Source organism: Symplocastrum torsivum, assembly GCF_059505465.1.
Map to the genome: position 1 here is coordinate 63,436 of NZ_JCACKQ010000135.1, position 21,608 is coordinate 85,043.

Consider the following 21,608-nt stretch of genomic DNA (forward strand, 5'->3'; position numbering starts at 1 on the left):
TTATGCATAAATGACCAGGAGTTACGCAGTTAATCAGTGAAAGCCTGATTTTGCCGTAGGCTTGGCAATGCCAAGCCCTACAGGGTATTGAAGTGCGTCAGTCCTGTTCAATTAAATGCAAGAGTAGCTAATTTTTAACAAACGCTTGTACTCGTTCCATAACCTGCCACAAGGACGCTACCATCTCTTTTGCCCCATCCAATGACTGTTGTCGTGCCATTCCCTCTAGTTCTTTTGCGATCGCAGACATTGCCGGAACACCGATATTAGCAGCGGAACCTTTGAGACGATGAGCGTAATGTTCAACGAGAGGAGAATCGATCTCTAAAATTGCACGTTCTAGTGCCTCTAAATCTTTAGGTGTTGTCTCTAGAAAAATCTGTAGAAGTCGCTGTTGGATGGCAACTTTGCCGCGAGATATTCTCTCTAAACGCGCTAAATCAATGGGAGGAGAAGAATCTTGTCGGTCAATTACATCTTGGCTTGCATCTAAGAGTTCACTCGGATGAGTCGCCTGTTCCTCATTACTAGTTCCGCCTTCCACTGGCGACGGTAGCCAACGCTGAATTACCTTAGCTAAATCTTCCTGTTCAAGCGGCTTACTGAGATAGTCATCCATGCCTACCTCCAAACATTTATCACGATCAGCCAACATTGCATTAGCTGTTAGGGCAATCACAACTGTATGTCGTTTATTTCCTTCTTGGTGACGTAGTTCTTGGGTTGTTGTGTAGCCGTCCATAACAGGCATTTGGCAGTCCATTAGCACCAGATCATAATCTTGCTTCTTGAGCAACTCTAAGGCTTCCACACCATTAGTTACACAATCAGCCTCATAACCTAGCATTTGCAATTGGTTCAAAATTACCGCTTGATTAATTGAATTGTCTTCTGCCACCAAAATTTTTAGATTCTCTTTGCCAGTAGATTTATGGTTAACGACGGCTAATTCCTGGGGCTTACACTCTAAAATTTTGGCTCTCTGGAATTCGGATATAGGCGTAGCAGCTACCTGTTTATCAAACTCGATTTGGAACCAAAAGGTTGAACCTTTGTCAACCACACTTTCAGCTCCAATCTGCCCTTCCATGAGTGACACAAGCTGTTGACAAATGGCTAATCCTAAACCAGTACCTCCATACTCCCGGCTAGTTGAAGCATCGACTTGGGAAAAAGATTGAAAGAGTTTTTGCATTCCCTCCTCAGGAATGCCAATACCAGTATCAATAATAGCGAAATGAATAATAGATGTTTTATCGGTTTCTGCTTGTAATGTAGTTTTTATCTTAACGTTTCCTGTAAGGGTAAACTTAATAGCATTACTCAGAAGATTTAACAATATTTGGCGCAATCGCCCTGAGTCACCTTGTAGTTTTTTTGGTAATTGATCATCAAACTCTATAATTAGTTCTATCTCTTTAGCATCGGCTTGAGGCGTGAGTAAATCCACGACTTCTTCAATACATTTATAAAGGTCAAACTCTAGTATTTCTAAGTGCATTTCTCCGGCTTCAAGTTTCGAGAAGTCGAGAATGTCATTAATGATACTGAGCAAATGCTTAGCACTTGTGCGGATGGTTTGGGCGTATTCGAGTTGTTGGGTGCTGAGGTCTGTTTGCAGGAGTAAGCCAGCCATCCCTAGTACCCCATTCATGGGAGTACGAATTTCATGGCTCATATTTGCCAAAAATTGCGACTTGATCTGCGCTGCTTCTAGGGCAGCTTCTCTTGCTTTTACCAAGTCATCTATGCGGTCATCAACGATAATAATGCCACCAATTTGATTATCCGAGGTATACCAAGGTTGAACAGCCCAACGAGAGTAGAAAACTGAGCCATCTTTTCGTTCCCATTTATCTTCAGAACGAGATACAAATTGTCCTTGTAAACCTTGGCGATGGGCAACTTTCCACTCTTCTTTTAGGTCTGGGAAAATATCATAATGACACTGCCCTAAGACGGATTGATTTTCTACTCCTAAATCAGTTAGCCACTTGTGACTGTAGGCGAGATAGCACATGTGCGTATCAAACATCGCTATGGCTATCGGTGCATTTTTAATCACTTGTCGCAGTTGTTCGCGTTCTCGTTCTACAGTAAGTTCGGCTTGCTTACGTTCGGTAATGTCTACCCCCATACCCCATCCTGCCCAACCTGGAATTGGAAAGTGATCGCTAATATTTGACCAGACTACTGTTTTGAGGCTACCGTCTTTACAAGGGATTTCCCATTCGCGATCGCGGTAGTTATTTTCTTGAGATTCTACTTCTACAATTGCGGCACTACTTTCTCCTGTTGGATCACGACTCTCTAAACGATATCCCCTTCGTCCTTTCTCCCCCACCCCTCCATAAAACAATTCTCTAGCTTGGGGAAGTGCAGTAATTTCCTCTTTGGTATATCCTGTAACTCTTTCACATTCACGATTCCAGACGATGATGTTGCCGTTTGTGTCAAACGCTGCCATCATCACTGGCATATTCTCTAGTACGGTGCGGAGACGTTGTTCACTTTCTTGGATAACATTAGAGGCTTCATCTCTTTGCAACTGGTTAATATAAGCTTTGGAATGGTAGCGAATACGGGCAACAAGTTCAACTTGCTCAGGCAATTTCACTAAGTAATCATTAGCCCCCGCAGCAAAGGCTTCGGCTTTTAAATTTGCCTCTTCCTTGGCTGATAGGACAATCATTGGAATCTCGCGGGTTGCTGCATTCGCTCGAAAGAAACGCAGTAATAGTAATCCATCAATTTCAGGCATGACTAAATCTTGTAGGATTACTGTTGGTGCAATCTCTGTTGCCTGTTGAACAGCTTGAATTGGATCACTACAGTAGTGGAAAATAATATCCTCTTCAGTGGCTAACATCCGGCGCACCGCCTCCCCAATTAGAGGCTGATCATCAATGAGTAAGACCGTAATTGGGTGTTCCTTTAAAAATGAATGGGGTAGGGTCGCCATATCAACACAAATATTAAGGATTAAACGTTGAAAATAAATAGCTGGATGATACTATTAATTAGTCTATTAATTTTGATCAATTTTCTTCCATCCAGGATTTAGACTTTAATATCTGAAGTTTTTTTGACAAGAGCAGAAGCGATCGCCTCAACTGGCAAAACCTCCGTGACTGCCCCCAACTCCACCGCTGCTTTTGGCATTCCATAAACGACACAACTACTCTGATTTTGGGCAATCGTATGCCAACCCGCAGAGCGCAACAAGCCTAAACCCATAGCACCATCTCGTCCCATACCCGTCAGCAGTACCCCGACTCCCTTTCCTCGCCAGTGCTTAGCCGCGCTTTTGAAAAAGACATCCACTGAGGGACGGTAAGCATAATTACGGGGTTCTTTAATGTAGTTGAGCGTTAGATCGGGCTGCAAAACTAGGTGGTCGTTGGTTCTAGCTACCAACACTTTACCGACCTCCGGCTGACAAAGCGCCATAGCCACTTGAACAGGTAAGGCAGATTGAGCATTTAACCATTCCGCTAATCCCGGCGCAAATTGCTCATCAACGTGCTGAATAATGACAACAGCCGCAGGAAAATCTTTGCTAAGGCGAGTAAGGATAGCTGCGATCGCTTGGGGGCCACCTGTAGAAGCGCCAATCACTACTAGAGGAGGGCTTCGTTTGGGTTGAGAACTGTATTCCAACATCGATCGCCTTTGAGACGACCTTGCTGGTGATTTGCCAATCAATTTGCTGATTGTGGCAATTTTCGCTAGCAAACTCGCCCCACCTTCAGGGTAGCCGCTAGTCCCCAAAATAGGAGTATTGACTACATCTAGCGCCCCATACCCCATCGCTTCAAACACTTTAGACGAATGACCCATCACTGTAGAAGTCACAATTAAAATCGCGCAGGGAGAATGACTCATAATCCGGCGTGTCGCCTCAACCCCATCCATCACTGGCATAATCAAATCCATCAAAATTAAGTCTGGGGTATCTTTGGCGCATTTCATGACAGCTTGCGCCCCATCACGGGCACTCCAAGCAATTACATAGTTTGGAACAGTCCTTATGATGCGCCGCAGGGCTTCTGTGGCGATTAATGTATCGTTAACAATAGCAATTCGCATTATTAGTTGTTGGTTCTTTGTTATTGGTTGTTTGTTGTTGGTTGGAAGCTTTGTCAAGAGATTCTAGATAAGCGTTTAGTTTGGGTGACAGATTATCAATAGTTTGTTTGGGTGTGTTTACTTGTTCATTAGTAGCGATTCTCGTATCAGTGAGGTACATCTTACTTTCTTGCTTATTCCCAATTCCCAATTCCCAATTCCCGAAAACCCAGAATCTTGTACATCATCCTTTAGGATAACCGCTATATCAATAACCCTTGCTAACAACAAACAACAAACAACTAATCACTAACCTTACCAATTAAATCAATTACAGCTTCCAACAGTGTATCATCGTGAAAACTGCTCTTTGCCAAATAATAATTTGCTCCGACATCTAGTCCTCTAATAAAGTCTTCTTCACGGTCTTTATAGGAAACAATAATTACAGGTAATGAATTAAGACTAGAATTTTGTTTAATCTGACTGACTAGTTCAATGCCATTCATCCGTGGCATATCAATATCCGTAATTACTAAGTCATAATGATTTATGCGAATGGCATTCCAGGCATCCATGCCGTTAACGGCTACTTCAACTTTATATCCTTGATTTTCTAAGAGCTTGCGTTCAACCTCTCGTACCGTAATTGAGTCATCAACAACTAGAATACGAAGGGGTTGTTTGGGTTGAGTCGTAGAAGTTTGTGCAATCTTACTAAGCTCTTTAGCTGCTAGCAGTTTATCAATGGAACGTACTAAATCATCAATATCCACAATTAAGACAATAGAACCGTCTTCCATTAAAGCTGCTGCATTAATATCCTGTACTTTTCCTAGACGGGAGTCTAAAGGTCTAACAACTAAATCTTGGGCACCTAAAAATCGATCGACAACTACACCATAACGGTTTGACCGAGGCGATCGCGATATGGCTAGCACTTCGTTGTCACTATCGTGGTTGTTTCCGGCAGAGGTTGCCACTGAGTAAGGTTGTACACTATCGCTAATTACAACAACCGGAAAAACCTCTAGTTTTGCTTGCTCTGAATTTATAGTTAAATCTAAAACCTGATGAGCAGTAATTAAGCCAATATTTTGCTCATCAATTCTTGTAAACTGACAATTCTCAACCGTAAAGATATCCGTTTGAGGAACCATTAAAAGGCGATCAATTCGTGTCAGTGGGAAAGCATAAGCTTCTCCTGATATTTCCACAACTAAGGTACGGATAACAGATAACGTCAGTGGTAATTGTAAGTAAAAGCTCATGCCCATTGAGGCACCCGATGTCGCTCGCAGGACACCACCTACCTGTTGCACCATACTTTGAACGATATCTAAACCCACACCACGCCCAGAAATTTCTGTGATTGTGTTAGCTGTTGAGAATCCTGGTAGAAACAAAAAATCTATGAGTTCGGCTTCTGTGAGCTGTTCAGCTATCTTGGCACTCACCATTCCCTTACTTACAACTTTTTGGCGTAGCTGTTCTAAGTTCGCCCCTCGACCATCATCAGAAGCTGTGATTAATAACATCCCAGCTTGATGCCTTGCTTCAAGGCGGATGGTTCCCGTTTCAGGTTTTCCTAGACGCGATCGCTCTTCAGGTGACTCAACACCATGATCGATCGCATTACGCAAGATATGAGTCAGTGGAGCCTCTAATTTTTCTAAAATATCCCGGTCTATCTGCGTCGATTTACCCAAGATTTCAAAATTAATTTGCTTGCCGAGTTGTCTCGCTAAATCCCGAACCATCCGAGGAAATCCCTCAACCCCATCGGCAAACGGCCGCATTTGGGTAGCGATGACTTCACGATACAGTCGATCTGAAAGATTGGCAGAACGACGTGCAAAAAGTTCTAATTCATTCAGGCGTTCTGTCAGAAGCTGATAGCATTCATTAGCCTTTTGGTGAGTTGCATTAAGCTGTGAATCAAGGCGTTGATTAAGTGGTAAATCTGCCAACATCACCTGAAGCTTTTCCACGTCCTTCGATAGTGAGTTTTGATGCCGCCTGAGTTTCTGCAAGGAATCTCTAAAAGGTAGCAACCAGTTGGCCTCGACTAAAGATTCACCCGCCAAACCCATGAGGCGGTTTAAGTTTTCTCCACTGACTCGTACTCCTCGATCTGTGCTATGAGAGGATTTAGAGTTTGGGACGTGAGGATCGGCAGTTTCCTCCAACCTTAAGTAACGTCCAGGACGTTGGACTGGGGATTGTTCCTCTGGTGCTGAGTGTTGAGTACTGAGTGCGGAGGACTTCTCTTCTATCGAAGCTGGCTTTTGTTGAACAGTTATCCCTTGTCCTGAACGCTGATTTTCATCCGTCTCTACAACTTTGCTTGCCTGGACAAGCATCGCCTGAATCACAGCGACTACAATTTCAACTTCGGCTTGCTGTGCGGATAACCAATTCTCCGAATCGGTATCGGGAACTTGAGCGATGCGAAGAAGTAAATCAACCCCTTGCAACAAACTATCAATTTGATCTGATGAAAGAGCAATGCTTCCTTGTTGAGCGGCGACAAAGCAGTCTTCCATGACATGAGCGACTTTCACCGCTGGTTCAACTTGAACAATTCGAGCTGCACCCTTGATTGAATGAGCCGCACGCATCAGAGCGCTAAGGGCTTCCGTCGGATCGGGCTGGGTTTCTAGTGCCAAAAGGTTGTCATTTAGTGTCGCCGCTTGTGTTTCCACCTCCATGCGGAATAAATCCAGCATGGAGAAATTGCTTAAATCCTGATTTGTCATGCTCACAAGAGTTTCTTGTTGAGAGTGTAAAACAATAACTCATCGTCTAGGTAACTCACACTTGTGTTCTGCCAGTTGATGATGGCAGTGGTGTAAGTACCTGTGGTTTTAGAAACAGTTGCAGGGACATTTTGTAATTCATCTAAGTGAATGCGGTGAACTCCATACATCTCATCAACTGGAAACACCCAGCGATCGCCTTCTTTTTCGACTACAACCATCCGTTGATAGATAATGGGGCTAATCGTCTGACTAGAGGCAGTCGCTTCTAGTCCCAGAAATTCAGTTAGGGAAATGCAAATATGAATTTCGCCCCGGATGCTGACAACACCGAGAAGAACGTTGTTGCTACGGTGCGGTAGGGTATGGATCGGTGAGGGTTCTGTGATTTCTGTGATCGTATAGGTGGGGAGAGCTAACCATTCTCCTTTTAGGCGAAAGATGCCTATAGAGATTGTATTCACTGCCTGTTCGTCCTTTTCCTGGGCGAGTGAGTGAGTTAACTCATCCCGATAGCCTGCTGGCGCTTCACGTTCAAGTAGTCCACGTCCGGCAGTGGCATAGACTGGACAGTTGTGACAATGAGAATGGGCTAGGAGTTCTGGACAATTGCGATCGCCCCAAACCCCAATTTGATTCCAGCAATCAGGGTTCATTGGTTGTTGGTTGTTGGTTGTTAGTTGTTAGTTGTTAGTTATTTTTTGTTGAATGAAAGTCTACCTACTTAGCCGCTAAAAACGACTATCTATTATCTGATTACTAACTTTAAAGCTTGATGTTTCTTGGCGTAAGTTTTGGGCAGCATCATCGAGTTGCTCAAGGGCGTTATTTGTCTCACGTAAGGCATCAGCTGTTTGTAATGAAGCTTCTCTTAGTTGAATCATTGCTTCACTTATTTGTTGTGCGCTTTGAGACTGTGTATTCATACCCTGACCAACGAGTTCAAAACGTGGAGTTAAGGACTGTACTTGCTCGATAATCTGTCCAAGCTGTGAACCAATATTTCCTACATCCTCAACGCCTCGTTGAACTTCTTTCGTGAATTTATCCATTTCCATCACCCCTGTGGAAACGGCTGATTGCATTTCCTTAACCATGCTCTCGATATCTAGAGTAGCCACTGCTGTCTGGTCAGCAAGTCGGCGAATTTCTCTAGCAACAACAGCAAATCCTAAGCCATATTCTCTAGCTTTTTCCGCTTCAATCGCTGCATTCAGTGAGAGCAAGTTGGTTTGATCGGCTACTTTGGTGATAGTTATAACAATGCTGTTGATATTATTGGCTTTCTCACTAATTACACCCAATCTTGCAGAGATAGATGTAGTCGCTTCTGCAAGTCTACGCATTGTTGATTGCATCCGGATTAAGTCTTTTTGTCCTTGACTAGCTGCATTAGCAGTAGATTGTGAGAGGTCAGTTACCTCATCCATCGTTTTCACAAGTTCATCGGAATTTATTGCAATCTCACGCGCTGTGGCAACAACTTCATTGGTTGAAGCAAGCTGTTCCGTGATTGCTGCTTCTAGTTCCTTACCACTAGCTGCAATTTGGGTAGTAGACGTGGTGATTTGAATACCAGACTGCTGCACTTGGCGAATTAATGAATTCAAGTTTTGCGTCATGACATGAAAGGCAGCTAGCAATTTTCCGATCTCATCTCGTTCGCTAGCCAACTCGACTTGGCTTGTCAGGTCACCTTCTGAGATTCTTTCAGCAACTTCCACTACTCCTGTAATTTTTTTACCTAATGGTCTAGCAATGGTATTGCTAAAGTAAATTCCAAAAAGTATAGCTGTCAGAGGACCAATCAATATACCAAGGATTACCCAGAATGTAATTTGACTAACATCTTGAAACGCTAATTTCCTTGCTCTTATTCCTAGGTTTTGATTAAGGTTAATTAATTCATCAAGTGAGGCTTTGACAGCGTTATATGCCGGCTCTTTCTGAATAATGGTTTGATCGACCATCCGTTCAGCAAGTTGGCTTGCTGCTGCTGCCGCTGCAAATTCTGGAGAATTTTCTTGCTCTTGAGTTAGCAAATCAATTTGTGTTTTAAAAGGGTTAACGGTTCTAGAGCGCTCAAATTCAGTATTTAGTTGCCGAAACTCTTCCGAGGTTTGCTGCCAACGCTCCCAATTTCGCAGAAAGCTTTTGTAGAGTCGATCTTCTTCGGAACTGCGGGGAAGCACTTCGTAGGATTCAAAATTTGTGTTAACTTCCTGTTGAGCTTTCTCAATTGCAGCAGTTAAAGCGTCTCTTTGCTCTCGCTCTAAGCGAGTATTGAGCAATCCTCGTTCAGCTGATTGGATTTCTGTTTGTCCGCTATCAATACGCAATAAGGTGATCGCGCTTGGCATTGCATTGTCTCCAATTGCCTGGATGTGCCTAGTCAGCCGAGAAGTCCCACTCCAACCGATTAAAGCAACAATTAATACAATCAGACCCATAAATAGGAAGGCACTGAACATTTGCCTTTGTAAGGTCATTCCTTGAAACATTTTGTCTACTGCCTGTTATCTTCTTTGACGCTAATGATTAACTTTAATAATCATCCAATTATTTCAGTCGTCGAATTCTTTGTCGTAGGATTGCAGCACCTTTGGTATCTCCTTGGTGTTCTTTGAGTAAGGCTAGAAGGATGAGTGCTTCATAGCAATTAGGTTTTAGGTAAATCGCTTTTTGCAAACACTCAAGCGCTTGCGTCTGATTACCTGCTGCCTGACGTACCTGTCCTAAGAGTAGATAAGCCTCGGCACTGGTACGGTTTTGACTCAGGTAAGTTTCGCATAGCGCGGCAGCTTCATTCAACTGCCCTTGATCGGCTAAAATCTTTGCTCTTTCTAGTGTTGGTTGTTGGTTACCTGTGGTTACAGATGTCTGAGAATTCGTAGGGTTTTTCGGTTCAAGTGCGACATCTTGATTACCCCCAACCTTAATCCTATTGGGATGGGGTAGATCTAAGCGGCATTCCCTACCAGGAAACAGGGGAACTGGACTTTCCTCTCCATCCCTCTCATTCTCCCCTAAGAGGGGAGAGGACAGAGGACGAAGCCTTTTATTCGCGAGAGGGGTTGGGGAAGAGGTTAATCGAGAGGACGTATTAGAGGAATCTTTTGTCGAGGACTGAGGTAATGGTGTGACAGCTTTCCGGAAGGCAAAGGCTAAGGGATGACGAACTCGAATAAAGTGGGATAGTGAGACTTGTTGGGTTTCTGAATGCCCAACAAACAATAACCCGTTTTCAGTTAATAGCTGGTACAAAACCTGAATTGTTCGTTCCCTTGCTGGTTGAGCTAAGTAAATCAGAACATTACGGCAAAAAATGATTTGATACGGTGCTCTTTCAAAAAAAAACTGAGGTTCTAGTAGGTTGCCGTGAAAGAAGTGAACGGCACAGCGAATTGCCTCAGATAGTTCATAGCTATTTCCAGTTTGAGTAAAATAGCTCTTGCGTAGGGAAAGGGTGTCGCCTCGGAAAGAATTCTGGGTGTAAATGCCACGTTTGGCACGGCGTAATGATTTTTGACTAATGTCAACAGCATCGATGCTGAAATGTTTTGAAGATAACCCAGCTTCTAAAAGGGCGATCGCAATTGAATAAGGTTCCTCTCCCGTTGAGCAAGGGACACTCAATACCCGTAGTATGCTGTTTGGGTGGGTTGGTTGCCACTGGGTCTTGACATATTGACGCAAAAATGCAAAGCTTTCGCGATCGCGGAAAAACCAGGTTTCCGGTACGACGATGCTTTCAATGAGAGCCTCTAATTCCTGGGTTGAGGTCTGCAATCGAGCTAGATAAGTTGTTGGATTAGACAAACCACAATCTACCATGCGTTGATTCACGGCTCTAGAGATTGTGTTAGAGCCAATTGCTCCAGCCTCCAAGCCGATTTTCTGTTTGAGTAACGCTTCAATCGCTGCCTGTGACACTGAGTTGTTAGTAGTTGGTTGTTGGTTGTTGGTTACCTAGACAAAACAAGGAAAACAAAAAAGCTGATAGCTGACGGCTGACGGCTTTCTGCTATAACTACTCTAATTGTGGCAGTAAATATCTTTGTTGGGATTCTGATAGCAGCGATTCGACTTGAATACATTGAATCATTCCTTGCTCATCTGTGAGAATTCCTGCAAGATAAGCGCCTGTACTAGTTTTAATATCTGGCTCAATTAAATCCGTTTCTTGCAGATCTAAGGTTTCCGTCACCCGTTCAGCAATCACTCCTAACAGGAATAATTTCTCTTCATGAAATGCGTAGTTAACTATGATGATTCGGGTACTTAAATAAGGTTGATATGAACTTCCTGAAAGTAATTGACATAAATCAATTACTGGTATAATTTTGCCCCGATAGTTCAGTAAGCCAGCAAGATATTTAGGCGATCGTGCTAATTTTTTTAACTCTACTAAAGAAATGACTTCTACAACCTGTCTAGCAGCAAGGGCATAGCGGTCATCACCGATATAGAAAACTAACATCAACATGGACAGGAAACCAGGGTAAGTAGGCGCAAAGATTAAACTTGATATAATTCTTTATGTGACTGCACTAATAGATTTTAATACTAGATTTAATGACCCTGGCGATACGATTTACTCACTCACAAACGAGTTTCTAGTTGTATGTCCAAAATGTGGCGCCTGTGCGCGAGTTCTGCCTATTGACCCTGAGAGCTAAAGCGATCGCTCAAACAATACCTTTCAGTAGTATTGCCGAATACAGGCATGATTTCGTCTGATGAACTCAATCAGTGAGTACGCGATTGTAAAACATTACGACTCGTGAGCGTACCAAGCCCCTTCGCTCAACGCGGAGTCTCAATACCGTCAAACTCAGCTAGATAATTGCAGCAAGGGAGCCAGTGACTCCCTTGTTTCTCACCCTTAAAGCGTTTCCTGTAACTGCTCGATCAGACCTTCAACATAATCCAGCGCACTATGAATAATGGAGTAATCGTCAATGTCTACACCAACATACTGAGACAGCGCATCCACCTGATCCAGGCTTCCCCCAGATGAAAGTAAATCCAGATAGCCGCGAATGAAGTCTTTGCCAGTTTGTTGGTATTTTTGGTAACAAGCCAGACTGACAATATTGGAAGCTGTGTGCTGATAGCTAGAGAACGGCTTGAAGAAAATAGAATTAATCCGTGCCCAGTCGTATTGGTGTTCTGGTAGCACTTCTACAACACCACCACAGAGTTCTCGATAAAACTCCATCCACTGTTCATTAACAAAGTTGTGGTCAAAACTGCCTTGGGAGGCGTGTTCGTGGATGGCAAGTTCCAAGCGACTAATCGTACTTTGACAAAACAGTCGGTTGAGTTGTTGTTCTAGTTGTTGTGTCAGCAAGACTTGGCGGAGGTGCTTGTCATCACCAGCTTTTTTGAGAAGATAGTCCAGCAACAACAGTTCATTGAAGCTTGAGGCAACTTCTGCCAACATCGCTGGTGGTTTGCTGTTGAAATACGTTTGGCGATCGCTTGTTAAGGCAAAGTGTAATCCATGCCCAACACCATGCGCCAGAGCAAACATCGACTTGTAATCTTCTGTATAAGAAAGCGATAGGTAATTGTGCTTCCCGTAGGTAGGAAACTCAGACTCACCACGGCGCTTCCCAGCACGCACCTTGGCATCAACCCAACCGTGGGCAAAAAATTCCTCTGCACGGTTGGCATAGAAGACATCGAACTGTCTGAGTGTTTCTAGTAGTGTCTCGACAGCAGTTCTATAGTCTATCGACGGTAGTCGCTCATTACTCGTTGTCCAAGGTGCGTAGAGATCACAAGTCCGAACGTTTTGTCCAATTGCTTCTCCCTTCAACTGGTAATAGCGTTGGAATAAGCCAAAGCGATCGCTTGTGCCTTGCATGATGGCACGGAATAGTCCCTCTGATACTTCATCCACCACGAGATACTTCTGCAACGTTGAGGGGTAACCCCGCATCTGGTTCTCAAAATGGTGGTCTTGGGCAATTGTATTGAGAATAAAGCCATACAGGGTGTTGTGCTGCTGCATTACCTGCCGCACTGAGCGATAAGCGTTGTAACGAACATCGGCTTCTGGGTGATAAAGCAGCGCATCCAGTTCAGCCTCAGTCTTCACAATCTTGCCATCAGATGTTTTGACAGGTTCATAGTCCTGTTCACACAGATGAACTGAATGCAGTTGAATCAACGCCTGCCGTCCTGTCAGGTTGTCACGCTTCCGGGTTTGCTCTACCTCTTCAGAAAGCATGTGAGGGCGAGACTGAGCAATGCGGTTGAGGTAGCGATTGTATTTGCTTAAACTCGGTGACGCGAGTAATTTGTCAAACTCAACACTGCCTAAGTTCTGCAATTCCAACTCAAAGAACAGCAGTTGGTTATCAATGCGGGTAAGCGCTACCTTCATGTCGTTGAGGAATTGCTTCGCCTCACTGTTACGGCTATCTTTACAGAAGACAAGGCTAGGGAAGGCAATGAGATGGTCTGCTTTCGTGGATATCGCCTCTAGCTGTTGTAGGCACCGAGCAAAGGCTTCTGGTGCCAGTTGGCTGACTTTACCTCGGTAATTTTGGCGAAATTCTGCGGTTTTCTGCTGAAGTGTTTGTAAATCCTGCTTGAGTTGTGGGTCGTCAAAGCCTCTGTAGAGGTCTGAAAGGTTCCATTCCTGAGGAACATCTAGTCTGGTACGAACGGATAATTGAGTCAAGGCACCGCTCCTTTTTTGTGTAGAAGAATTGTAAATGCTGACCCAGCGCTTAGAAGCGCAGTAGTACGAACACACCCTGACTAGTGGCTCTTAATCCACTAACTCGATTTGAAGGAGTAACAAAGGGTTTACCCTTTTTGCAAAGACTGAATAAACCCAAACTGGAGGCTACTCTTCTCACTCCTATTCAACGACAATTAGAGAAAAGTCCTTATCGAAGTTAGAAAATTCTTTCCTCACTATTTATTTTTAACTGATTTTGTCACTTTCAGAACCATCTGAAGGAAGAATAAATTCTTCTAGCTTATTCAAATGGATTAAGCTCTTAGGCAGAGTTAAACTTCATTAACATTTAGGGATCATGACTTTCCTCAGCTTTTTCCATTTCTTTACCCTGTCCTGATAGATGATTTGTAAAGTAAATATTAAGATATTGCCTCACCAAATCCAGCCGCAATCCTTCCTAGCTTCCTGTAAAACAGCAGAATTATTTCATTAAGGAATAACAAGTATAGCAGTCCTATTTGATTTCTAAACAAGACTGACAAGGGAGAGGGATTTGCATCTCATTTAAGATTGCTATATTTTCACTGACCGGTTTCAGGCAAATAGTATGCTGAACTACGAGCATGTATTACTGTGAGCTTGGAGTTTGTAATCAGTTGTAGTAGAGCGTCAACTGCTGTCTCCTTGTGACGGTTTACCGCCTCTTGAACGGTTGGGAAGCTCAACCACAAAATAAGGCTGCCTTTTCTATCATTAGAGATAGACCCAAAAATCTAAGTAGTACCTCGTGACGACCTCTGCAAAGACACTGACGCTCGTCAAAAATTCAGACCGCTTAGAAAAACGCCTCAAAGAGATTCCCCAAGAACCGGGGGTTTATCTAATGCGGGATTCAAGCGATCGCATTCTCTATATCGGCAAGTCCAAGAAACTTCGCTCAAGGGTTCGTTCCTATTTCCGAGAGTCGCAGAAATTAAGCGATCGCATTGCGATGATGGTGCGACAAGTCGTTGAGATCGAATTCATCGTCACCGACACCGAAGCCGAAGCCTTGGCACTAGAAGCAAATCTGGTCAAACAGCATCAGCCTTACTTCAACGTCTTGCTCAAGGATGATAAAAAGTATCCCTACGTCCTCGTTACCTGGTCAGAAGAATATCCCAGAATATTCATCACCCGCAATCGGCGTATCGCAAAGGAGAAAGACAAATACTACGGCCCCTTTGTTGATGCAGGTTTACTCCGAACAACCCTGCGCCTCGCCAAACGCCTCTTCCCGATGCGCCAGCGTCCACAACCGTTATTTAAAGACCGTCCTTGCCTGAACTATGATATGGGACGTTGCCCTGGTGTGTGTCAAAAGCTGGTTTCAACAGAAGAATACCGTAAGACCATCCAAAAGATTGCCATGGTCTTCCAAGGTCGAACCGGAGAATTGATTGATGTTCTGACAGAGAACATGAATCAGGCGGCTGAATCCTTGAACTTTGAAGCGGCGGCACGAATTCGTGACCAAATTGCCGGGATTAAGTCTTTAGGGGCTGATCAAAAAGTTTCTTTACCCGATGATACCGTCTCGCGAGATGCGATCGCGCTTGCGGCTGATAACCAACATGCTTGCATTCAGCTATTCCAGATTCGTGCAGGTCGTTTGGTTGGACGTTTGGGATTTTTCGCCGATGCTCAATCAGGGACTCCCGGCGCAATTTTACAACGGGTATTAGAGGAGCATTACCAAGCGGCTGACTCAGTGGAAATTCCGGCTGAGGTGTTGGTACAGCATGAGTTGCCAGAAATGGATATGTTGGCGGAATATTTAAGCGATCGCAAAGGTCGTAAAGTTACCCTACTTGCTCCCCAACGGCAAACCAAAGCCGAACTCATTGAAATGGTCGAGCGCAATGCTAACTATGAACTAGAACGCACCCAACGCTTTGCCGATCGCAATACCCAGGCAATGCAAGATTTAGCCGATATTGTGGACTTACCCGACTTACCGCACCGGATTGAAGGCTACGATATTTCTCATATCCAAGGGTCTAATGCTGTTGCCTCTCAAGTCGTCTTCGTTGACGGCACACCCGCAAAACAGCACTATCGCCACTACAAGATTAAAAACCCAGAGGTGCGATCGGGTCACTCCGATGACTTTGCCAGTCTTGCCGAAGTCATCCGCCGCCGCTTCCGTAAGTACGCAGAAGACCCACAATTGCAGCGAGTCGGAAATTCTGATTGGCCTGATTTAGTGATGATTGACGGTGGGAAAGGTCAGTTATCATCAGTTGTGGAAGTCTTGCAAGATATGAACTTGATGGAAGACTTGCGCGTTGTGAGTTTAGCCAAGCAGCGTGAGGAAATCTTCCTTCCTGGGGAATCCCTACCATTACCAACTGAAGCCGAGCAACCGGGAGTGCAGTTGTTAAGGCGTCTACGGGATGAGGCACACCGTTTTGCCGTGACGTTCCACCGTCAACAACGAAGTGACAAACTACGTCGTTCTCGTTTAGATGAAATTGCTGGCTTAGGTTTCCACCGACAAAAACAACTGTTGGCACATTTTCGCTCGATTGACTATATTCGAGAAGCCTCTCCAAAACAGTTGGCTGAAGTTGCAGGAATCGGTTCGCGTTTAGCTCAAGAAATTTACGATTATTTCCACCCATGAAATTCAAACCAAGAGCGGTTCAAACGGTTGGTACTTCACTGCTCTTGGTTTTGGTTTTGCTAGAAGTATTACTCACACTGGTTTATCTTGCTGGGGTATTCTTCACAGGGAAAGCCTATCCGCTATTTGATATGGATGGATTAATGACCATTCCATCCTTGTTGCAAGCCTTTCAACTACTTCTAGTTGGCTTGATTGCATTGAGCTTACTAATAATTCAGCCTCCCTCATCTCCACGTCTGTCTCGATTATTTTTGTTGACTGTCGCTGTCTTATTTATCTACGGGGCGATTGATGAAGTATTTAAAATCCATCTTCAGCTTCATCGTCTGTTTCACACACCCACTAATCGAGATTGGCTACCGTTTTATTTCGGCATCGGTGTAACAACAATCGTGATGTTTTACCGCGATTTTATTGCAATCTGGCGCTTTCACCAAAAGGCGATCGCATTTATCGCTCTCGGTATGGGAATATTTATTTTGGGTGGATTCGGCGCAGAGCTTTTAAAGCATGAGTTAGTCCAGACAGTAGTTAGTCAAATTTCTCGGCAGGATGAGTTAATTCCTGTCTTGGTGGAGAAGTTGAGGGTAGCTGTTGAGGAGTTTTCAGAACTGCTGGGTGAGAGTATTACACTCTATGGTATTTTTCTATATGTTGCGAAGCGGCTGTCTTTGACATCCTCCCCGACCTAAAGGTGCGGGGATTCCAAAGATCACTCCTTGGGTTTCCTCTTTCCACGAGGTAAATTTCAACTATTAAATAAACCCCAACTTTTGGAAATTAGAGCAAAATAGTGTGAGCGTTGGGAATTAGGGAGGGCATCGTGGCGTGGAGAAAACCACGATAAATACGCAGGAAATACAGGGACAACAGAGCATCCATCCAAGGGACTTATCATGGTCTTTCTGGCTTGCTGTACCGCTCTATCCCTACGGTATCCGGCGGACACTTCGCAAAGAAGTGGTTAAGGATACAGTCTGGACGTTTGACCAAATTCAGGGCATCCTCTACGTCGTCGTGCCAATTCGCATGACGGTTATTAAGCTCGAATCGGGGGGGCTTCTCATCTATGCGCCTGTTGCACCAACGCAAGAGTGCATACGGCTTGTCAATGAGTTAGTAGCACAGCACGGTGATGTCAAGTACATCATCCTGCCAACAATCTCTGGAATAGAACACAAAGTCTTCGTTGGCCCTTTTGCAAGACGATTTCCGAATGCACAGGTTTTTGTAGCCCCGAACCAGTGGAGTTTCCCACTAAACCTTCCCTTGAGCTGGCTTGGCTTCCCGAAGAAACGCACTCACGTACTTCCGGAAGACAGTACAAAAGCCCCTTTTGCTAATGAATTTGACTATGCGATACTTGGCCCCATCGAACTTGGGCCAGGACGGTTTGAGGAAGTGGCATTCTTCCACAAGCGATCGCGTACACTACTCGTCACAGACTCTGTGCTTTGTGTGCCAGAGGAGCCACCCGCAATTGTTCAACTTGACCCATACCCCTTACTGTTCCACGCAAAGGACAATGCATTCGATGTCGTAGAGGATAGTGAGGCAAGCCGCCGTAAGGGATGGCAGCGTATCTCACTATTTGCGTTTTACTTCCAACCGAGTGCGATCGGGGCGATCGAACTAGGTCAGTCGATTCGTGATGCCCTCAAAGCTCCAAATCGGACAAGGAAAGCGTATTTCGGCTGGTTTCCCTTCAAATGGAAGGAAGATTGGAAGCGATCGTTTGACGCACTGCGAGGCGGTGGGCGTCTGTTCGTTGCACCAATTCTGCAAACACTCATTCTCAACCGAGCGCCGAAGGAAACCATCAACTGGGCTGACAAGGTAGCAAGTTGGGATTTTCAACGAATTGTTCCCTGCCACTTTGACTCACCGATTGAGGCAAACCCACATCAGTTTCGGCAAGCGTTTGCCTTTCTTGAGAAGAAACCTATTGCAGATGAGAGTAAAAGTAACTCCCTACCTGAGGAGGATTTTGAACTTCTAAGAGAAATCGATCAAGGTCTGAGCAAGCTCCGGATCACGCCACCACCGAAGGAAAAAGTGTAAGGTGGCTGGAAAAAAGATTGTTGGTTATTAGTCACTTGAAGGACAGTTTGATGTCTTGCAATATGTCCATAGTGGATTACAAACAACAACCAACAATCAACCAACAACCAAAAGCTAGGATATAGCAGAAAAATAAGTAGGCAGAAGCAAGCTATGGACAAATCCCTCATACCCGTGATTCTTGCTGGTGGAAAAGGGGAGCGTTTTTGGCCGTTGAGCCGTAAACACAGACCGAAGCAATTCTTAAGTTTGGATGGAAGTGGCAAGAGCCTGTTACAGGCAACGGCTGATCGATTGAGTGAATTGGCTGGAAGTCCAGAGAAGTTGTGGGTCGTAACGTCTGCTCTACTCGCTCAAGGGGTGCAAGAACAGCTACCTCAGCTAAAGTCGCAAAATTTACTGGCGGAACCGGAGGGACGTGATACAGCACCAGCCGTTGCCTGGGCAACGCTTGAGATTGCCCGGACGTATGGCGAAGATGCTGTGGTGGGCTTTTTTCCGGCTGACCACTGGATTGAAGACCAAGTCGCTTTTCAACAAACGATCAATGCGGCGGCTCAACTAGCGTCCTCTGAGGCAGCGATTGTAACGTTGGGGATTACTCCAGGCTATCCTTCCACAGGTTACGGCTACATTGAACAAGGCGAACAGACAGGGACATTTGGTGGGTTGCCAGTTTACAAAGTCAGTCGATTTACCGAAAAGCCTGACCGTGAGACGGCTGAATCATTTTTGGCAACAGGGCGATTCAGTTGGAATAGTGGGATGTTCATTTTCCGGGCTGGGGTGGTTTTAGACGAACTCCGCACTCACGCACCAGAAATCATGGGTGCTTTAGAAGAAAAGGGTGTAGCGGCTTATCCTGAACTCGCGAAAAAGAGTATCGACTACGCCTTGATGGAGAAGACGCAACTTGCTTATGTTCTTCCTGCGTCATTTGGTTGGGATGATTTGGGTGACTGGAATGCGATTGAACGTTTACTCAAAGGGGATGCAAAAAATGTGGAACTAGCTCGTCATGTCGGGCTAGATACTCAAGGCGCGATTCTTTACGCCACAGGTGAGGATGAGGTGATTGTCACGATTGGGTTAGAGGATGTTGTGGTGGTACGCGATCGCAACGTCACCTTGATTGTGAAAAAAGACCGAACCCAAGAGATTAAACAAGTCGTCAAAATGCTCCAAGAAGACTCAACGCTAAAAGACTTGTTGTAGAAGGTCAACCCAACAATATCAGGTTGCTAAAGAGTGTGGTATGTAGAAACGCTGCACTCTTGTTTTTTCTTTTCTCTTTTTCACTTTGGACTTGCTTAGCCGCCTATTAAAGAGAAACTCAGCCGCATAATCTTCTACCCCAGGTACATTGGCAGGTACTACGGTTTAGCGTTAGAACATTCAGTGACAGCGCCAATTAGCTGGCTCCTCGCAACGGTCTAAAGGCGAAAATATTTCTGCTTTTTGCCTTTACTTTTTACGTCTTACGTTTTACCTTCTTATCTCCGAAGTATGTTTGCTTTAACTCAAACCAGTTCCCGGCAACGCGAAATTCTTGAAGTCGTCTTCCGCAACGGCTGGGATTATATGCGAGGACTTCTGACGGGGAGCAAGACTGACGAACCAAATCTGCCACCTCCTGCTGTCCTCCGTAACATCCTGGTCGATCTAGGGCCAGTCTACGTCAAACTAGGACAGTTGCTCAGTACCCGTCCTGACTTATTACCAGGGGAATATGTTGAAGCCCTAACCGACTTGCAAGCCAATGTGCCACCAGTGCCGTGGAGTCAAGTAGAAATCCTGATTCGGCAACAGCTAAAACAGCCCTTGGAAGAAGCGTTTGCCGCCATCAATCCTCAAGCGGTTGCTGCGGGTTCGATTGCCCAAACTCACCGGGCAACCTTAAAGAGTGGTCAGGAAGTCGCTCTAAAGGTGCAGCGTCCCGGCATTGAGGCGATAGTTGCTCAGGATATTGCTCTGATTCGGAGTCTGGCGGAGTTGGTCTCTCGCACTACTTTTGGGCAAGATTATGACACCGTGGGGCTAGCGGAGGAGTTTGTCACTGCCCTACAAGCAGAACTAGATTTCAATCAAGAAGCTAGCTTCACCGACCAGCTACGCCGCAACTTATCAACCAGCCGTTGGTTTGACCCAAAGCAGTTGGTGGTGCCAGAGATTTATTGGGATTTGACCACCAAAAAGCTCATGGTGATGGAGTGGCTAGACGGTGTGCCACTCCTCTTGGCGAGTTTACCTGCGATGCGGGATGGGAAGGATGCTGATACTCAGCGCAAAGAAATCACTAAGCTTTTATTTCGTGCTTTCTTGCAGCAGTTGTACATCGACGGCTTTTTCCATGCTGACCCCCATCCGGGCAATTTGTTTTATCTGAGTGATGGTCGTCTTGCACTTTTAGACTGTGGGATGGTCGGTCGCTTGGACCCGCGCACGCAGCAGATTTTGACGGAGATGTTACTGGCGATTGTAGATTTAGATGCCCAGCGATGCGCTCAGCTAACTGTAGAGTTGGCAGAGTCGGGTCAGCCTGTAAGTTTGTCAGGGCTGACAAATGACTACGATCGCATGTTACGAAAGTATTACAACATCAGCCTGTCGCAAATCAACTTTAGCCAGGTATTTTATGAGGTGCTACAAATCGCCCGTAACAATAAAATCCGCTTGCCCAGCAACATGGGTTTATATGCAAAAACGCTAGCCAACTTGGAAGGTGTCGCCCGGAGTTTTGACCCAGAGATTAACCTCTTAGACCAAATTAAGCCGCTGATGACCGATTTGTTTCGGCGTCAGCTACTGGGAGATAATCCTTTGCAAACTGCTCTAAGAACCGCCCTTGACATCAAGAGCCTCTCTTTGCAAACTCCACGTCAGTTAGAGTTGCTGTTAGACCGGGTGACTTCAGAAACGTTAAGGTGGAATCTAACAATACCAGACCTCGATCCCTTACGACGCAGTATGGATGATTCGGCTAACCGACTCTCCTTTAGTGTTGTAGTTGGCTCGTTGATTATTGGAGCGGCAATTATTTCCACGAACGCGCAGACAAGTCAACTGTCTCTTATTAGTAATGTTCTATTCGCCGCCGCTAGTTTTTTGGGCCTTTGGTTGATTGTTAGTATTTTGCGATCGGGGCGTTTACGGTGAGGGGTATAGCAGTTGGGGTGTACACCAACAATAAAGTTCTTAGGTGGAAATTGCCTTAAGTAGACAATAAAGTCCTTAAGTCAATTGAGAACTAGGAACTGAGGATTGAGACTTTCTCAAGTGAGGCTTGTACCCCACTTGCTATAATGCAAGACCTTTGGGTGCATCCCAATGGGGGTACGCCTTCTAGCGAGTC

General features: G+C 45.0%; 13 protein-coding genes. 5 read left to right on the plus strand and 8 right to left on the minus strand.

Annotation, left to right across the window (positions count from 1 at the left end; genetic code table 11):
- Nucleotides 1-127 precede the first annotated feature (127 nt).
- The 8 genes from AC5JL3_RS35470 to AC5JL3_RS35505 form a co-directional block, all read right to left on the minus strand.
- A complete protein-coding gene (locus AC5JL3_RS35470) occupies nucleotides 128-2,962 on the minus strand; it encodes a response regulator (protein WP_496078921.1) in 2,835 nt (944 codons plus the stop codon).
- A 98-nt stretch (nucleotides 2,963-3,060) separates the two neighbouring features.
- Nucleotides 3,061-4,089 (minus strand): chemotaxis response regulator protein-glutamate methylesterase, encoded by a 1,029-nt coding sequence (locus AC5JL3_RS35475; protein ID WP_496078922.1) that lies wholly within the window; start codon nucleotides 4,087-4,089, stop codon nucleotides 3,061-3,063.
- Nucleotides 4,090-4,370: 281 nt separating this feature from the next.
- On the minus strand, nucleotides 4,371-6,827 hold the full coding sequence (locus AC5JL3_RS35480; protein WP_496078976.1) for a hybrid sensor histidine kinase/response regulator: 2,457 nt from the start codon (nucleotides 6,825-6,827) through the stop codon (nucleotides 4,371-4,373).
- Between the two features lie 2 nt (nucleotides 6,828-6,829).
- Nucleotides 6,830-7,483, minus strand: coding sequence for a chemotaxis protein CheW (locus AC5JL3_RS35485; protein WP_496078923.1), 654 nt, complete (start codon nucleotides 7,481-7,483; stop codon nucleotides 6,830-6,832).
- A 75-nt stretch (nucleotides 7,484-7,558) separates the two neighbouring features.
- The gene (locus tag AC5JL3_RS35490; protein WP_496078924.1) at nucleotides 7,559-9,328 is read right to left on the minus strand and encodes a methyl-accepting chemotaxis protein; all 1,770 of its coding nucleotides are present in this window, start codon (nucleotides 9,326-9,328) and stop codon (nucleotides 7,559-7,561) included.
- 58 nt (nucleotides 9,329-9,386) lie between these two features.
- Nucleotides 9,387-10,760 carry a CheR family methyltransferase gene (locus AC5JL3_RS35495; protein ID WP_496078925.1) on the minus strand — a complete coding sequence of 458 codons (1,374 nt, stop codon included), beginning with the start codon at nucleotides 10,758-10,760 and terminating at the stop codon, nucleotides 9,387-9,389.
- A 97-nt stretch (nucleotides 10,761-10,857) separates the two neighbouring features.
- Complete coding sequence (locus AC5JL3_RS35500; protein ID WP_496078926.1) at nucleotides 10,858-11,313, minus strand: chemotaxis protein CheW; 456 nt, start codon at nucleotides 11,311-11,313, stop codon at nucleotides 10,858-10,860.
- A 399-nt stretch (nucleotides 11,314-11,712) separates the two neighbouring features.
- On the minus strand, nucleotides 11,713-13,521 hold the full coding sequence (locus AC5JL3_RS35505; RefSeq protein ID WP_496078927.1) for a M3 family oligoendopeptidase: 1,809 nt from the start codon (nucleotides 13,519-13,521) through the stop codon (nucleotides 11,713-11,715).
- 793 nt (nucleotides 13,522-14,314) lie between these two features.
- Between AC5JL3_RS35505 and uvrC the strand changes: the two genes are divergently transcribed.
- From uvrC to AC5JL3_RS35530, 5 genes are all read left to right on the plus strand, one after another.
- Nucleotides 14,315-16,192, plus strand: coding sequence for an excinuclease ABC subunit UvrC (gene uvrC / locus AC5JL3_RS35510; protein WP_496078928.1), 1,878 nt, complete (start codon nucleotides 14,315-14,317; stop codon nucleotides 16,190-16,192).
- A complete protein-coding gene (locus AC5JL3_RS35515) occupies nucleotides 16,189-16,887 on the plus strand; it encodes a DUF8692 domain-containing protein (RefSeq protein WP_496078929.1) in 699 nt (232 codons plus the stop codon). Before uvrC ends, AC5JL3_RS35515 begins: the two co-directional genes overlap by 4 nt.
- Nucleotides 16,888-17,023: 136 nt before the next feature.
- A complete protein-coding gene (locus AC5JL3_RS35520; protein WP_496078930.1) occupies nucleotides 17,024-18,256 on the plus strand; it encodes a DUF4336 domain-containing protein in 1,233 nt (410 codons plus the stop codon).
- A gap of 153 nt (nucleotides 18,257-18,409) precedes the next feature.
- A complete protein-coding gene (locus AC5JL3_RS35525; protein ID WP_496078931.1) occupies nucleotides 18,410-19,471 on the plus strand; it encodes a mannose-1-phosphate guanylyltransferase in 1,062 nt (353 codons plus the stop codon).
- A gap of 291 nt (nucleotides 19,472-19,762) precedes the next feature.
- On the plus strand, nucleotides 19,763-21,412 hold the full coding sequence (locus AC5JL3_RS35530) for an ABC1 kinase family protein (protein ID WP_496078932.1): 1,650 nt from the start codon (nucleotides 19,763-19,765) through the stop codon (nucleotides 21,410-21,412).
- Nucleotides 21,413-21,608 lie beyond the last annotated feature (196 nt).

What these genes read in the sequence shown, in the direction of transcription:
- AC5JL3_RS35470 (WP_496078921.1), bottom strand. Translation starts at nt 2,962, where the DNA reads ATGGCGACCCTACCCCATTCATTTTTAAAGGAACACCCAATTACGGTC.
- AC5JL3_RS35475 (WP_496078922.1), bottom strand. Translation starts at nt 4,089, where the DNA reads ATGCGAATTGCTATTGTTAACGATACATTAATCGCCACAGAAGCCCTG.
- AC5JL3_RS35480 (WP_496078976.1), bottom strand. Translation starts at nt 6,827, where the DNA reads ATGACAAATCAGGATTTAAGCAATTTCTCCATGCTGGATTTATTCCGC.
- AC5JL3_RS35485 (WP_496078923.1), bottom strand. Translation starts at nt 7,483, where the DNA reads ATGAACCCTGATTGCTGGAATCAAATTGGGGTTTGGGGCGATCGCAAT.
- AC5JL3_RS35490 (WP_496078924.1), bottom strand. Translation starts at nt 9,328, where the DNA reads ATGTTTCAAGGAATGACCTTACAAAGGCAAATGTTCAGTGCCTTCCTA.
- AC5JL3_RS35500 (WP_496078926.1), bottom strand. Translation starts at nt 11,313, where the DNA reads ATGTTGATGTTAGTTTTCTATATCGGTGATGACCGCTATGCCCTTGCT.
- AC5JL3_RS35515 (WP_496078929.1), top strand. Translation starts at nt 16,189, where the DNA reads ATGAAATTCAAACCAAGAGCGGTTCAAACGGTTGGTACTTCACTGCTC.
- AC5JL3_RS35525 (WP_496078931.1), top strand. Translation starts at nt 18,410, where the DNA reads ATGGACAAATCCCTCATACCCGTGATTCTTGCTGGTGGAAAAGGGGAG.
- AC5JL3_RS35530 (WP_496078932.1), top strand. Translation starts at nt 19,763, where the DNA reads ATGTTTGCTTTAACTCAAACCAGTTCCCGGCAACGCGAAATTCTTGAA.